General features: G+C 33.9%; 12 protein-coding genes. 9 read left to right on the top strand and 3 right to left on the bottom strand.

Features of this window, described 5'->3' with window-relative positions:
- Positions 1–530 precede the first annotated feature (530 nt).
- Genes BC748_RS01165 through BC748_RS01175 form a run of 3 tightly spaced genes read right to left on the bottom strand, consistent with a single transcriptional unit; the run spans position 531 to position 2,716 of the window.
- Positions 531–1,172 carry an endonuclease III domain-containing protein gene (locus BC748_RS01165; protein WP_133531629.1) on the bottom strand — a complete coding sequence of 214 codons (642 nt, stop codon included), beginning with the start codon at positions 1,170–1,172 and terminating at the stop codon, positions 531–533.
- A gap of 10 nt (positions 1,173–1,182) precedes the next feature.
- Complete coding sequence (locus BC748_RS01170) at positions 1,183–1,818, bottom strand: hypothetical protein (protein ID WP_133531630.1); 636 nt, start codon at positions 1,816–1,818, stop codon at positions 1,183–1,185.
- 34 nt (positions 1,819–1,852) lie between these two features.
- Complete coding sequence (locus BC748_RS01175) at positions 1,853–2,716, bottom strand: alpha/beta hydrolase (protein WP_133531631.1); 864 nt, start codon at positions 2,714–2,716, stop codon at positions 1,853–1,855.
- Between the two features lie 74 nt (positions 2,717–2,790).
- On the opposite strand from BC748_RS01175, the gene BC748_RS01180 reads away from it, so the two are divergent.
- The 9 genes from BC748_RS01180 (at position 2,791) to BC748_RS01220 (ending at position 16,514) form a co-directional block, all read left to right on the top strand.
- Positions 2,791–4,728: an alpha-1,4-glucan--maltose-1-phosphate maltosyltransferase gene (locus BC748_RS01180; protein WP_133531632.1), complete on the top strand. Its 1,938-nt coding sequence runs from the start codon at positions 2,791–2,793 to the stop codon at positions 4,726–4,728.
- A gap of 18 nt (positions 4,729–4,746) precedes the next feature.
- On the top strand, positions 4,747–6,369 hold the full coding sequence (locus BC748_RS01185; RefSeq protein ID WP_133531633.1) for a maltokinase N-terminal cap-like domain-containing protein: 1,623 nt from the start codon (positions 4,747–4,749) through the stop codon (positions 6,367–6,369).
- A gap of 390 nt (positions 6,370–6,759) precedes the next feature.
- Positions 6,760–7,413, top strand: coding sequence for a hypothetical protein (locus BC748_RS01190; protein ID WP_133531634.1), 654 nt, complete (start codon positions 6,760–6,762; stop codon positions 7,411–7,413).
- A 122-nt stretch (positions 7,414–7,535) separates the two neighbouring features.
- The gene (locus BC748_RS01195) at positions 7,536–8,690 is read left to right on the top strand and encodes a PIN domain-containing protein (protein ID WP_133531635.1); all 1,155 of its coding nucleotides are present in this window, start codon (positions 7,536–7,538) and stop codon (positions 8,688–8,690) included.
- 23 nt (positions 8,691–8,713) lie between these two features.
- A complete protein-coding gene (locus tag BC748_RS01200; protein ID WP_133531636.1) occupies positions 8,714–9,559 on the top strand; it encodes a hypothetical protein in 846 nt (281 codons plus the stop codon).
- Between the two features lie 215 nt (positions 9,560–9,774).
- Positions 9,775–11,679 (top strand): 1,4-alpha-glucan branching protein GlgB, encoded by a 1,905-nt coding sequence (glgB, locus tag BC748_RS01205; RefSeq protein ID WP_133531637.1) that lies wholly within the window; start codon positions 9,775–9,777, stop codon positions 11,677–11,679.
- A gap of 183 nt (positions 11,680–11,862) precedes the next feature.
- Positions 11,863–14,262, top strand: a complete 2,400-nt coding sequence (locus BC748_RS01210; RefSeq protein WP_133531638.1) for a glycoside hydrolase family 31 protein — start codon at positions 11,863–11,865, stop codon at positions 14,260–14,262.
- A 34-nt stretch (positions 14,263–14,296) separates the two neighbouring features.
- Complete coding sequence (locus tag BC748_RS01215; protein WP_133531639.1) at positions 14,297–15,115, top strand: M48 family metallopeptidase; 819 nt, start codon at positions 14,297–14,299, stop codon at positions 15,113–15,115.
- 70 nt (positions 15,116–15,185) lie between these two features.
- Positions 15,186–16,514, top strand: coding sequence for an MFS transporter (locus tag BC748_RS01220; RefSeq protein WP_133531640.1), 1,329 nt, complete (start codon positions 15,186–15,188; stop codon positions 16,512–16,514).
- The last annotated feature ends 1 nt before the right edge of the window (position 16,515 follow it).

Here is a 16,515-nt window from a genome sequence, read left to right on the forward strand (position 1 = left end):
CGACTGCGCAGATGGTACTGCAATTTGTGGGAGAGTATGTCGCCGCCTTTTTTTGAAAAGCCTATCCGTATTGGATGGGCTTTTTTGTTTTTAGTGCTTTTGTAATTTATATGAAATAGCTATTCTTTTGGTGTAAGTTGATATTCTTCAAATGGTGTTTGATTTTCTTGTGATGGAAATCAATATTCTTCTGATGTATATCAATATTCTAGTAATGTAAGGCGATATTCTTTTGATGGAAGTCAATATTCTTGTGATGGAAATCAATATTCTTCTAATGTTATTTAGTATTCTTTCGATGTATATCAATATTCGTCAAATATTCTTAGATATTCTTTTGATGTAAATCAATATTTTCCTTTAATGGTGAAACACTCATCCCGTATGGTCTAACACTCATCCCGGATGTTCCAACACTCATCGCGGATACTTCAACACTCTTCTCGGATGGTTCAATACTGTTCTTGGGTAGTTTTTTATTTTTAGAAAAAAAAAGAGTTTCTGGTGGGAAATTCTTTTGGATTTATTTTCTAGTTACTTGAATTATATTTGCAATGATAATTTATTGGACAACTTTCACATTTTGGATTGGTTGGTCGGCAGATTTCTCTTCCTAGAAAGGAAATAGCCATTCCGATTTCGTTCCAAATGTTTTTTTGGAGTATTTGCATCAATTGTTTTTCGACTTTGTTTCCGTCTTTAGTTTCATTGCAAAGACCAATTCTTGGTGCTACTCTTATTACATGCAAATCTGCAATAATACCTTCTGCTGGGCTATTTGTTTCTCTGATTATCACATTGGCTGATTTTCTTCCTATGCCTTTTAGAGCGGTTAGTTTCTCCATTGTTAGTGGAATATTTTCGTTAGATTGGATAGTTTGCGCTATTTCAATAATCCAATTTGCTTTTGTGCCAAAGTTTCTAACTTTAGAAATATGAGGAATTAGTGCTTCGACGTTTGACACTGCTAAGGATTCCATGTATGGATATACTTCAAATAATGCTGGTGCAATTTTGTTGATATTCGCATCGGAGTCTTGAGCAGAGAGTATGACCATCATCATTAATTGGTAGGTGTTTTTGTATTCTAAAGGATGCTTTTTCCCTTTATATTTTTCGATTAATGGTTTTAATTTTTCTGACCAATTATCGTTGGGTTCAAATAAATTCATGATAGATAAATTATTGGTTTGTTATAGTTGGTATTCCTTGGATTAATTCGTTTATACTAAAATGATAATTTACTAAAACACCTTTGTGTTGTCCATTAACAACATCTCCAATTCCAGTGGCTCTTTTGAATTTTCGAGTATTGTTTTTATCATTTAGTCTAATTTTTTCTAGTTCTTTACTGTTTTGATAAAAATACAAATCGGTATTTTGATTGTTTATGCAATTTCTATTTTTTAAACACCAAACTATATAAAGGTCTATTTTTTCTTTTTCATAAATTTCAAAGTATCTTTCTAAATCGCTTAGATTAAGAGCGATAGTTTCGGATGGTTTCAGATTGCTATTTGGTAAAATCGTTTCAACTGACATAAATGTTCGAGATTGTACTTTGATTTCGATATAACAAACGGGTTTATCAATTGAGGTTTTAGAAATTACTTCAATATCAGGGTAACCGTTTTTTTTAGTTTTGAAAGCGAATAGATTTGGGTTTGACTTATTGATTTGTCTTATGATCTGTTCTTCAATCGCTTCTGAAAAATTTACGTCTTTTTCAAAATCATAAACTCCAATTGACTTTCCATCGCACCGTGTTTGGCAACTGCTACAATCGTATATATTCGGTGCTAATTGAATGTGTGACATTATATTTTTTTATTTGTAACTAAATTACTAAAAATTAGTTATAAATAAACTCTTTTATAGTTTCTATTACTTTAGTATCACCCAAAATTTTTCGATGACCTAATCCTTCAGTAATCATTAGTGTGCTATTTTTAAGATGTTTATGAATGTTGTGTGCTGCTTTTATTGCTACATCATCGTCATTGCTATCGTGGATGATTAGTACAGGAATGGTTACTGATTTTGCTGAAAAACTAGCGGCATAATTTTCCATTGGTTCCTTAAATTTTTCTTCAAAATAGTTTTTTAGTAATAGACCAATCTTCGGTTTCAGTTGTAGTTTTTGAATAAAATCATCAATAATGTCTTGAATAATATCGCCACTTCCAATAATTACTGCTTTTTTCACATTTAGATTTTGTTTTATTGCGTTTAAAATAGACATTCCTCCAAGTGAATGACCGATGGCAAATTCAAATGGTCCAAATTGCTTTTCTATTTCTAAGATGGAAGTAATAAATTCGGGCATCAATGTCGTTTTTCCCTCTGATTTTCCGTGAGCTGGCGCATCAAAACTTATGGTGGCATAACCTAATTCAAGCATTTTATCAGCTATTTTCACCATTTGTGTTCCTCTACCAGACCAGCCATGCACTAATAAAATCTTTTTTTCATAATCTCCATATCGGTACACAATTATGTTTTTATTGATTTGAGGTACAAATAGTTTTGTTTGAATACTTTTTTGCACCATGTGTAATTCTCGCTTTGGTATTTTGTGTTTTATTGGTCTTACAAATAATTTTGCGGCAAAGAGCATTGCTAATTTTGGTGAAATTGCTTCTAAAAATTTAGCAGTAATTAGAATCGGTTTCGGAATTTGCAATGATTGAGTAGGTATTGCTGCTTTTTTTGTCATTTCAATAAATTTTACTGCAATTTATAACTTATTATATTTTTTTCTAACTTACAACTTCTTAAAATTAGTATAAAATGCAAAATCAAACCCGAATTATAATCGAAAATGTGCAACCGCAGTTAGATGGTGGTGCCTTTTTTATCAAAAGAATTGTTGGAGAAAAAGTAGTAGTTACTGCAAATGTTTTTGCCGATGGTCATGATGTTGTAGCAACTTGTGTGAAATTCAAACACGAAAAAGACAAAAAATGGCAAGAAGTGAGAATGACGGAAATGGGTAATGATGAATGGACAGCCACTTTTAAAGTTGAAAAGCAAGGTCATTATTCCTATTTTGTTGAAGCTTGGGTTGATTATGCTTTGAATTGGCAACACGGAACGGAGCGAAAAATTCAAGATAATCAGCATGTAAAATCGGAGCTTTTGGAAGGAGCTGAATATTGTCAGGCGATTTTAAAAGAAGCTTCAAAGGAAGAGAAAGCCTATTTGACGAAAGCGATTAAAGCTTTTCAAGACGAAAAATTATATAATGATGCCATTCAGATTGCTTTGTCGGCTGAATTGCATCATATTTTTTATAACTATCCAACGCGAACCTTGGCCAATACTTCGGCTGAACTGAAAGTTTACGTTGATAGAAAAAAAGCATTGTTTAGCACTTGGTATGAATTTTTTCCACGTTCGGCTTCGCAAGAAGGAAAACACGGAACATTTAAAGATTGTGAAAAACTTCTGCCACGAGTTGCTGCTATGGGATTTGACACTTTATATTTTCCACCAATTCATCCTATTGGAGAAGTTAATCGAAAAGGAAAAAATAATGCAACCAATGCGCAAAAAGGCGATGTTGGTTCGCCTTGGGGAATTGGCTCAAAACACGGCGGACACAAAGCAACACATCCAGAACTAGGGACAATCGATGATTTCAAATCATTAGTAAAAGAAGCTAAAAAACTCGGAATTGAAGTGGCGATGGATTATGCACTTCAAGCTGCGCCCGATCATCCGTATGTAAACCATTTTCCACAATGGTTCAAATGGCGACCTGACGGAACAGTTCAATATGCAGAAAATCCACCAAAAAAATACCAAGATATTCAACCAATATATTTTGAAAGTGGCGATTGGAAAAATCTTTGGAAAGAATTGTTAGACGTTGCTTTATTTTGGGTAGAAGAATGTGATATTAAAGTTTTTAGAGTAGATAATCCGCATACCAAACCATTCTATTTTTGGGGTTGGTTGATTGCCGAAGTGAAGAAAAAACATCCTGATGTATTGTTTTTAGCCGAAGCTTTCACGCGACCAAAAATTATGCATGAACTAGCAAAACAAGGATTTACGCAATCCTATACCTATTTTACGTGGCGAAATTCCAAAGCTGAACTAATTGAATATCTTACTGAATTATCCAAAACGGAACAAAAAGAATTCTTCAGACCAAACTTTTGGCCAAATACACCCGATATTTTACCGTATGCCTTACAAAGCGGAATGGAAAGTGTTTACTTGCACAAATATTTCTTGGCAGCAACGTTAAGTTCCAGCGTAGGAATTTATGGTCCAGCCTATGAATACATGGTTTCTGCTGCTATGCCAGGCAAAGAAGAATATTTCAACTCCGAAAAATATGAAGTCTATCATTGGGACTGGACGGTTCAAAACAAATTGATTACATTGATTACTCGTTTGAACAAAATCCGTCACGAACAACCGTCATTGCAGCAAACCAATAACATTCAGTTTTGCAATACTGATAACGAACAAGTTATTGCGTACTACAAATTTGACGACGATAAAACCGATGAAACCTTGATGATTTGTAACATCGATCCGTATTATCCAAAGCAAACTTGGGTTCAATTACCGTTGCAATCGCTAGGAATTCAACCAGGTCAAACGCTAAAAGTGGTCGATTTGATTACTGGAAATAGTTATTATTGGGACAAAGAATGGAATTTTGTTGAGCTTCAACCGGCGTTACCATTCCATTTGTTTAAAATTTTTAAATAGTATAAATCCATAATTAACATGGAAAATTTAAATCAGGAAACTTTTACTACTCCTTTTGTTTTTAAAACAGATTGGAAAAACGCGCTTGACGATGATGAGTTTATCAAAGTCTTTTCTTCGGATATTTTAGAGAATTATATCATCAATAAACGCTGGTATGGTGGAAAAGCGAGTACGTTAAAATACATCGAAGTCGTTGATCATTTTAAAATTACCTCAAAGAAAAATACCTATTACGGTGTTCTTTTGGAAGTTAATTTCAAGGAAGCTTTCTACCAGCACTATTTCATGCCATTGGCTTTCATGGCAGAAGAAGAATTAGATACTAATACTATTATTGCTCCTATTCAGTTGGGAAATCAAAAAGGGTATTTAGTTGATGCATTGCATCAGGAAGATTTTAGGAAATTATTGTTTGATAATATCGTTCAGGCAAAAGAAAATCCTGAATTGAAATTAGTTTTTCATAAAGGTTCCAAATTTGACGACAAAGAATATAAGTCATCGAAATTCATGGGCTTGGAGCAAAGCAATACGTCCATAATTTATAACGATGCTTTTGTGTTGAAAATCTTCCGACGTATTTATGTGAGCACTAATCCTGATTATGAAATCAGTCGATTTTTAACTGAACGAATGCATTTTAAGAGTTCGCCTGCTTATACTGGAAGTATTAATTTGGCTTTACCCGAAGGAAATATTACATTGGGATTGATGCAAGAATTGGTTCCAAATCAAGGCGATGCTTGGAAATTTATGCTCGAAGAAATCGATGGTGTTTTCATGAATTTGAAGACAAAGAAGATAAAAATTGACAAATTACCCGATATTCCGTTGTTCAAGCGAATGAAAATCAACGAAATTCCGCCTGAAATTATTGATTGGGTTGGATTGAGTTTGTTTCTTCGATTGCAAACCTTAGCCAAACGAACAGCCGAAATGCACATTGCACTTGGTGGCGATATTCACGATACGGCTTTCACGCCAACAACTTACAATGGCGATTATACCGTTTGGTTGAAAAACCGAATGCTCTATCAGTTTCAAAATCGATTGAATATTATTGAAAATAGTTTGCACAAACTCGACGGATTGGCGCTCGAATTAGCGCATCAGTTTATGGAAAACAAGAAAATTGTCCGTAAACATTTTGTCGATTTCGATTGGACAAAAATGAAATCGGAACGCATCAGAATTCACGGCGATTATCATTTGGGACAAATTTTAGTCAATGGCGATGATTTTTATCTGCTTGATTTTGAAGGCGAACCCGAAAGTACCATTCGCGATAGAAAAGTAAAACAGCCGCCGTTGAAAGACGTTGCAGGACTGTTTCGCTCGTTTCATTATGCTATTTATGCTACGATTTTCAACAACAAAGACAAATATCCATTTGAGCAGGAGCAACTTTTTAAAGCTGCCGAAATACTGTTCAATTATTTTGTTGGAGCGTTTTTGGAAACCTATATCGAAAAAGCACAATCGGGGAATTTGAACATTGGTTACAGCCACGAAATAGAGTTTTTACTTAAATATTGTTTGCTGGAAAAAGCGGTTTACGAACTCGGTTACGAACTAAATTCCCGACCACGTTGGGCAGTTATTCCGTTGCGGGGAATTCAGAGTATAATGAAGTATTAAGAATTAAAAATTACGAATTAGGAATTACGAATTTTAAATTTTGAATTGTGAGTTGATTGTCAGATGATGTGAGTTGATTGTCAGATGATGGGAGTTGAAAGTCAGATGATGGTAGTTGAAAGTCAGACGATGGAAGTGTATTTTATGACGATGGATGTTTGAATTCAGACGATGGAAGTTGGAAGTATGACGATGGAAGTAGGCTTTCAGACGATGGAAGTAGAGTTTCAGACGATGGAAGTAGACTGTCGGACGATGGTTTTTGAGAAAAGGCTTGTTTTTATAGATTATTACTTACTTTTAATTAAGTTTATTGTATAAAAGATAATTAGAAAATTATCAATTAAAAATACCACAAATATTGCTTTGTAATTTTTAATTGTTTTTTATATGAGTTTTAATGTTAGGACTGAGGAGTATGCTCCTCTTGGGGATTTTTTGATGGCTAGTTTTGCTAGAGATTTGGCGGCAATTGAGGTTCGTTTTAAGAAAATGAATGCTGCTTATTTGGCTTCGTTTGAAGACCAATTGGATGTGGTTAAAAAGCTTGAGGGTACGCTTAAGTTGACGGAAGACCAGAAGAAGGCGACTGCTACGCTGTATGCTGAGGCAGATGTTGTTAATAAGGATTTGAATTTTTTGAGTTCTTATTTTAAGGATGCGGGATTGCCAACGGCGGCGATTTCTAGTTTGAAAAAAAATCTGAAGCGAAGTAATATTGAAGGAGCTTTGTTGGAGATGAAGGATTTGAGGCAGTATATTGTTGCTAATCAGGCGGCATTGGAAGAGGAAGGAATGGATGCTGGTTTTCCTAGTGAATTGGATGCACACCGCGTTAGTATGGAGGCGTTGAACACGTTGCAAAATAGTGTTTTGAATACTAGAAAGCAGTTGGTTGAAGCGAATGCTGAAGATTATAAAGCGTTGTATCGGTTTGTTTCTGCTATTGCGGAGAAAGGGAAGCTGGTTTTTAAAGGTACTGTTGTTGAGGATGAGTATAATATCACGAAGTTGGTGGGTAGGATGAGAGCACCGAAGAAGTGAGGCCTCACCCCAGCCCTCTCCAAAGGAGAGGGAGAAGAACCTGGTTAGTAAGGTTTAATGAAAACAGCGCAGGTTTGTGCTTGCGCTTGTTTTTTTGTTTTTAAGAAAATGGAGGATATATTATGAAAAAAGAATTTATTGGTTTTTATGATCCAACTGATGAAGAGATTGAACAAGCTTGGAATGATGGAATATTTGCTTTTGACGCTAATACGTTATTAAATCTATATAGATACACAGATGTTACGAGGAAGGATTTTACACACGCATTAAAATCTATTAAAGAAAGACTATTTATACCTTCTCAAGTAGCCTATGAATATTTAAACAATAGAGTTGGTGTTATTGATGGTTTAGAAAAATCTTATTTCGAATTAGAGAAAGTTTTAAAAGATAATTTTGATAATAATTTGAAAAAGTCAATAAATGCCTTTAAAAGACATCCATCGATAGTTATTGAAACAATTTTAGGAAAGTATGAAGATTTTTTAAAGAAAATATCTGTTGAGCTGGAAAAACAAAAGAAGAGGCATCCAGATTTTAAAACAAAGGATAACATACTTAATGAACTAACTGAATTATTTGAAAGTTGTATTGGAAAAGAGCCTTCTAAAACTGAAGTTGTTAAAATTTATGCGGAAGGAAAGGAAAGATACGCTGAGGAAATTCCACCAGGGTATAAAGATTTAAAAGAAAAAGAAAAGAAAGGGAGCAGGCACTTATATGGAGATTTATTGGTTTGGAAAGAATTAATTGAATTTTCAAAAAAAAATAAAAAACCACTAGTCTTTGTGACTGATGATAGAAAAGAGGATTGGTGGAAGATAGAAAATGGTAAAACGATTCGACCTAGAGAAGAATTGATAAAAGAGTTTTATGATATAACTGGAATACGAATTCTAATTTATAATGCCGATCAGTTTTTGAAGTTTGCCAAAGAAAGAGGGATGATACCAACTATTAAAGACGAGACTATTGAAGAAGTAAAGGAGATAAGAATATATGACGAGGCAAGAAATACAAACTATTATGATATGCGTGAATTTTATAGAAATTGGCATAATGTAGGTGATAATTCAAGAGAAGTATTGAATAGATTAAGTAATATTGATAATATAAACAAAATTATGTCTAATCCATTTTATGACTCTGCGCAAACATATAAAAATGTTTTTAATAACTTTAGTAATGATAGTCTGTGGAGAATAATGAATCCAGTTTCAAAAATTAAGGATAAAAATGATGATTTATTGAATGATGATAATGAAAGTAAATAAAGTATTATTTTAATAAAAATTTGATGGAAAAAGTTTTAGAGGTTTATAACAATATAAAAGATAGGTTGTCTAATCCTTTTGTATTTTCATTTATATGCTCTTGGTTGGTTTACAATTGGAGAATTCCTGTTGCTTTAATTAGATATGATAAGTCACAGTTTAGTGGTTGCGGATGTCATACAATATTTGATTTTATAAGCTTTGAGTTAGCTAAAACTAATTCTTTTCTTTTTCCTTTGTTTTTTGCTTTTGTTTATTCTTTAGGAATACCTTATGTAAAAAATTTTTTTAGAATTGTTTCAGCATGTGCTCAAAAATGGGGTGAAAGCGAAGAAATAAAGGCATTGGATGGTGGAAAAATAGGTATAAATAAATATTTGAAATTAAGAGAGGAATATAAAGAAGCGATAAAAAAATTAGAAGATGTTGACAAAGAAGAAAAAAAATATTTAACAGAAAAAGGGAAATTATTAACTGATTTTAATGGAGTTAGGGAAGAATTAAATCAAAAAATAAAAGAGAATGGTGATTTAAGAGATAGTTTGGCCAGAACTTTTGATAGTTCTATTCTTAATGGCAATTGGTTATATAATTCAAGTGGTAAATTAAATCAAAAAATTAAGATTAATAATTCAAGTTACTCGGTATTAGATAATAATGGTTTTCCAACTATTGTTTATGAAATGAAACATTTTTTTATTAAATCTGATTATATCTTTTTCGTATTATTTGAAGAAGAACCAACTTTTAGAGACAACCCCATGAGTATTATACACAACTTGAGAAGAAATAATGACGATAGTTTAGTTGGAATGTTAAATGGAGAGGAAATAAGTTTAAGAAGGGTATCAGAAGTTAATTTTAAATAAAGTAATTAAAAAAACTTTAAAACACACAAGACGTATTTCTACTAGCCCCGATGGAAGTGGCATCCCGAAGCTTCGGGATATAACGGACAGCGGGAATAGGGATGGCAAGGATGGGCAAGCGATTCGCTCCGAGAAAAATTAAAAATTAGGAATTAAGAATTAGAAAATCAAACCTGACAGGTTTTCAAAACATGTCAGGTTTAAAAATAAAAAACATGAACCAAGTACAAGTACATTCGCTTTTCACTGATTTTGATATTGATTTATTCAAAGCGGGAAAGCATTTTAAATTATATGAAAAACTAGGCGCGCATTTGATGGAGGTGAATGGCGTGAAAGGTGTTTATTTTGCGGTTTGGGCACCAGCGGCACGATCGGTTTCGGTGGTGGGCGATTTTAATTATTGGATACAAGGCGAGCATTTGTTGAACGTTCGTTGGGATGGTTCGGGTATTTGGGAAGGATTTATTCCGGGAGTTGACAAAGGCACAACGTATAAGTATAAAATCCAGTCGAACAACAACGGGATTATCACGGAGAAAGCCGATCCTTTTGCGCTGTATTGTGAACATCCGCCGCAAACGGCTTCTGTCATTTGGGATTTGGACTATAAGTGGAAAGACAAAAAATGGATGGACAGCCGAAAGGACAAAAATGGTTTGGATAAGCCGTATTCGGTATATGAAGTGCATTTGGGTTCGTGGCGACGCAATAGTGAAGGGAAGTTTTTGACGTATTTGGAACTGGCTGACCAATTGGTTGCTTATGTGAAAGAAACGGGTTTTACGCATGTAGAGTTTATGCCGGTTATGGAGTTTCCATATGATCCGTCTTGGGGTTATCAGTTGGTGGGTTATTTTGCGCCAACGTCTCGTTTTGGAAAGCCACAGGATTTTATGGTTTTGGTGGATAAATTGCATCAGGCAGGAATAGGTGTTATTTTGGATTGGGTTCCGTCGCATTTTCCAGAAGATGCGCATGGTTTGGGCTTTTTTGATGGTTCAAATCTCTACGAACATCCCGATAGACGAAAAGGTTTTCATCCCGATTGGAAGAGTTTAGTGTTTAATTATGGACGTAATGAAGTGCGTTCGTTTTTGATAAGTAATGCGATATTTTGGTTGCAGCAATACCATGTTGATGGACTTCGTGTGGATGCAGTAGCATCGATGTTATACTTGGATTATTCAAGAAAAGATGGCGAATGGGAACCGAATATTTATGGCGGAAGAGAAAACTTAGACACTATTAGTTTCTTGAAAGATTTTAATGAAGCGGTTTATACTAATTTCCCTGATGTGCAAACGATAGCAGAAGAAAGCACGAGTTTCCCGATGGTTTCGCGACCAACATTTTTGGGTGGTTTGGGCTTTGGTATGAAATGGATGATGGGTTGGATGCACGACACGTTGCAATATTTCAAAAAAGAACCGGTTTACAGACGTTTTCATCAAAATGATTTGACGTTTTCGATGACGTATGCATTTACGGAGAACTTTATGTTGCCATTGTCACACGATGAAGTGGTTTATGGAAAACACTCAATTCTTGGCAGAATGCCAGGCGATGAATGGCAACGATTTGCTAATCTTCGATTGTTGTATGGCTATATGTTTACGCATCCTGGAGGAAAATTATTATTTCAAGGTGCTGAATTTGGTCAAAGTGCCGAATGGAATTTTGAAGGTAGTTTGGACTGGCATTTGTTGCAATATGGTTATCACGACGGTATTAAAAAATGTATCACCGATTTGAATGCATTGTACAAAAATTATCCTGCGATGTATGAAAAACAATTCCATGTTGATGGTTTTGAATGGATTAATTATTCCGATGCTGAGAATGCTGTTTTGAGTTACGTCAGAAAAGGAAACAACGAAAAAGAAAATATAATTGTGGTTTGTAATTTCACGCCAGTGGTAAGAACGAATTACAGAATAGGGTTGACTACTAAAGGGAAACTAACCGAAATTTTCAACTCTGATAAAGTGGAATACGGCGGAAGTGGTGTTGCTAACTCCAAAGCCATTAAGATTGACAAAACACCTTGGAACTGGAAAGACTATTCGGCTGAGATTACTTTGCCACCATTAGGAGTTGTAGCGTTTAGCATTTCGTAGTATTCTTTTTTTAGTAGCCACAAATTGCACAAATTTTCACAAATTAGTTTTGTGTATTGTGTAATTTGTGGTTATTGTTTTTTATACCCATTCGCAAACGTTGTAGTTAAAAACAACTCATGCAAGTTATTAATTTTTACGTTTCAACTTAGTATATTTGGCGTTTAGACAATATTTATCATTATGATTACCAATACAGAACTTGAATATAAAGGTGATTTATTTCCTTCTAAAATTGTTTCTTTCGAACAAGATGTAGACAGTATTTATTTCAATACCGATAATAATGTAATTTTAAAAATTACGATTTTCAGAGATAGTTTAATCCGTTTTAGATATACAACCAAAGGCTATTTTAGTAACGATTTCTCGTATGCTATTGATAAAACTCAATCGCATGGTTATAACCAATTAGAGGTTATTGAGGAAAATGCTTTCTATCTGATAAAGACGAGTAAAGTATTTTGTAAAGTCAACAAGAAAGACATGAAAATCTCAATTCATGATATTGATGGTTTTACTATTCTTGAGGACGAAATTGGTTTTCATTGGGAAGAAAGTTATGAATATGGTGGAAATATTGTGAAAATGAGTAAGCAGTCTAAAGATGGCGAAAGTTTTTACGGATTAGGTGACAAACCAACTCATTTGAATTTAAAAGGAAAACGCGTTGAGAATTGGGCAACAGACCAATATGCTTTTCATAAAGACCAAGAACCGTTGTATAAAGTGGTTCCGTTTTATATTGGATTGCATCACAACAAAGCGTATGGTGTTTTCTTTGATAATACGTTTAGAACTTTTTTTGATTTTTGTCATGAAAGAAGAAATGTAACTAGTTTTTGGGCTGAAGGAGGTGAAATGAATTACTACTTTATTTATGGTCCAAAAATGAGTGATGTGGTTGAAACTTATACTCATTTAACAGGAAAACCTGAATTGCCACCAATGTGGACATTAGGTTATCACCAGTGTAAATGGAGTTATTATCCAGAAAGTAAAGTAAAAGAAGTTACCAGCAAGTTTAGAGAACTAAAAATTCCATGTGATGCTATTTATTTAGACATTGATTATATGGAAGGCTTTCGATGTTTTACTTGGAGTAAAGAGTATTTTCCTGAACCAAAACGAATGGTTGCAGAGTTAGCCAAAGATGGTTTTAAAACGGTAGTTATTATTGATCCAGGAATTAAAATTGACAAAGATTATTGGGTTTATCAAGAAGCATTGAAGAATGATTATTTCTGCAAACGCGCTGATGGACCTTATATGAAAGGAAAAGTTTGGCCTGGTGAATGTAATTTTCCAGATTATACCAATCCAGCGGTTAGAGAATGGTGGGCAGGATTGTTCAAAGAATTAATTTCTGAAATTGGCGTAAAAGGCGTTTGGAATGATATGAACGAACCAGCTGTTATGGATGTTCCTGGAAAAACATTTCCTTATGATGTTCGCCATGATTATGATGGAAATCCATGCAGTCATAGAAAAGCGCACAACGTTTATGGAACGCAAATGGCGCGTGCCACTTATGAAGGCGTAAAGCGTTTTTCTTACCCAAAGCGACCTTTTATTATTACACGTTCGGCTTATTCTGGAGCACAACGTTATACTTCGTCTTGGACAGGAGACAATGTGGCAAGTTGGGAACATTTATGGATAGCTAATATTCAAATGCAAAGAATGTCAATGTCAGGAATGGGTTTCACTGGTTCTGATATTGGAGGATTTGCAGAACAACCATCGGGAGAATTATATGCACGTTGGATACAACTTGGGGTTTTTCATCCATTTTGTAGAACACACTCTTCTGGCGATCATGGAGAACAAGAACCGTGGTCATTTGGTAAAGAAGTAATTGATATTACTAGAAAATTTGTTGAATTGCGATACCAATTACTACCATATTTATACACCATGTTTTGGCAATATGTAAATGAAGGTACACCGATGTTGAAACCATTAGTTTATTTTGACCAAGATGATTTCCATACACATTATAGAACCGATGAATTTTTATTTGGAAAACAAATATTAGTTTGTCCAATTCTTGAACCAAATGCACAAGGACGACGAATGTATTTGCCAAAAGGTAATTGGTATAATTACTGGACAAATGAATTGGTTGATGGAAAAAGAGAATTATGGGTAAATACTAGTTTTGATCAAATTCCTATTTTTATAAAAGAAGGAGCTATTATTCCAAAATATCCAGTGCAGCAATATGTGGGTGAATTACAATTTGATGAGCTAACACTTGATGTTTATTATAAATTAGGAAAAGAAAAATCAACCGTTTATGAAGATGCACAAGATGGTTATGATTATAACAAAGGACGATTCTCGCTAAGAACTTTCAACGCAACAGGAAAAGAAAAAGAGCTTATAATTCAACAACATAGAGAAGGAACTTTTGAAACTTCTTATTCTAAATTCAAAATTAATTTAATGGGATTACCTTTTAAAGTTAAGAAAATTGAATTGGATAATGAAAAAATATCGTTAGAACAGGTTCAATTTAATGGTGGGAATTTCTTAATAATTGATAAAGATTTTGCAGAATTACATATTATTGGTTCATAGTTTTTGTAAATTTGTTCCTTAAAATTATGTCAAAATGAAAAAAGGAATTTTATTTAGTAGTTTGTTAGCCTTGTTCTTAGTAATATCATGTGCTACAAATCCGGTTACAGGAAAGAAAACTTGGGCATTAGTTTCAAATTCAGAAATTTTTGCTTCTTCTTTTAGTCAATATGGAGAGTTTTTGAAAACTAATAAAGTGATTACTGGTACAGCCGATGCTAAACGAGTAGAAACGGTTGGAATGAAAATTAAAGCAGCCGCTGAAAAATTGTTAAAAGCAAAGGGAACAGCAGGACAATTAGAAGGTTATGCTTGGGAATACAAATTGGTAGATAGCAAAGAAGTAAATGCTTGGTGTATGCCAGGTGGAAAAATAGTTTTCTACTCAGGAATTCTTCCTATTTGTAAAGACGAAGCTGGAATGGCAACCGTTATGGGACATGAAGTTGCCCATGCTTTAGCTAATCATGGACAACAGCGAATGAGTGCTGGATTACTTCAACAACTTGGCGCAGGTGTTACGCAAGTTGCGGTTGGCGGAAAAAGTGCCGAAACACAAGCGTTAGTAATGCAAGCATATGGCGTTGGAACTCAAGTTGGTGGAATGCTTCCCTTTAGTAGAAGTCATGAATCGGAAGCTGATGAAATTGGACTTACATTAATGGCAATTGCTGGTTACAATCCAGAAACTTCGGTAGCATTTTGGGAAAGAATGTCAGCCAAATCAGGCGGTGCAGCACCAGCAGAAATTTTAAGTACGCATCCATCAGACGCAACTAGAATTGCTAATTTGAAAAAATTAATTCCAAAAGCAAAAGCAGAAGCCGCAAAGTTTGGCGTAACGTTTAAATAACATTATAATTCCAAAAAAAGAGTATATTTAATCCCGATTAGTTCGGGATTTTTTATTTAAAAATAGTTTTATGGCAGATTTACCAAAAGGTCATCCAAAATTACTCAATGCTTGGGCTTTCTATGATTGGGCAAATTCAGTTTATAGTTTAGTTATAGCTTCGGCGGTATTTCCCATTTTTTACGAAATGATTTTTAAAGAAAGTGGAAGAAATTATGTAACCGTATTTGGAATGCAGTGTAAAGATACTGCTATGATTAGTTTTGTAACGGCTTTCGCTTTTCTAATTGTTGCCATTTTTTCGCCTTTTTTATCAGGAATAGCCGATTATATTGGGAATAAAAAAGCTTTCCTTCGATTTTTTTGCTATCTCGGAGCCATTTCTTGTATTTGTTTGTTTTGGTTTAATTTAAATCAATTGTTCTTAAGTTATGCCTTTTATTTTTTAGGATTAATAGGTTTTTGGTCAAGTTTAGTTTTTTATAATTCATATTTACCTGATATCGCTTTTCCTGAGCAACAGGATAAAGTTAGTGCGAGAGGATTTTCGATGGGTTATATTGGAAGTACATTATTGTTGATTTTAAATTTAGCAATGGTAATGTTTCCTAACAGTTTTGGAATTACAGGAACAGAAGCTGAGGCAAGTATGAAAGCAATGAGGATTTCGTTTATTACTGTTGGAGTTTGGTGGATTGGATTTAGTCATATAACCTATTATTATTTACCAAAAGGGAATAAAAAAAATGTGCCCATTACAAGAGACTTTATTTTTAAAGGTTTCAACGAGTTAAAATTGGTCTGGAAACAACTACAAGAAAATTTATCATTAAAAAGATATTTATATAGCTATTTTGTTTTTATAATGGCTGTACAAACTGTGATGTTGGTTGCTACTTATTTTGGCGCAACAGAAGTTGCATGGGAAACACCAAGTCAAAAAACGACAGGCTTGATAATTAGTATTTTATTGATACAATTAGTAGCGGTTTTAGGTGCTTATCTTACTTCCAAAGCTTCAGCAAAATTTGGAAATATCAATACACTTATATTTCTAAATGCTTTTTGGGCCATCTTGTGTGGCTTCGCTTATTTCATAGAAACTCCAATTCATTTTTATACTACTGCAGGTTTTGTAGGACTTGTGATGGGAGGAATTCAATCTTTGGCGCGTTCTACTTATTCTAAGTTGTTACCTGAAACGAAAGATACAGCTTCATTTTTTAGTTTTTATGACGTAACTGAAAAAGTTGGAATAGTTATAGGAATGTCAATATATGGAATTATCGATCAAATTACAGGAAGTATGCGAAATGCAATTGTGTTTTTAGGTGTTTTTTTCATTATTGGTTTACTACTTTTGTTGAGAGTTCCAAAAAATGCCTTGAGAAATAAATAAA

This window comes from Flavobacterium dankookense, assembly GCF_004362665.1.
GTDB lineage: Bacteria > Bacteroidota > Bacteroidia > Flavobacteriales > Flavobacteriaceae > Flavobacterium > Flavobacterium dankookense.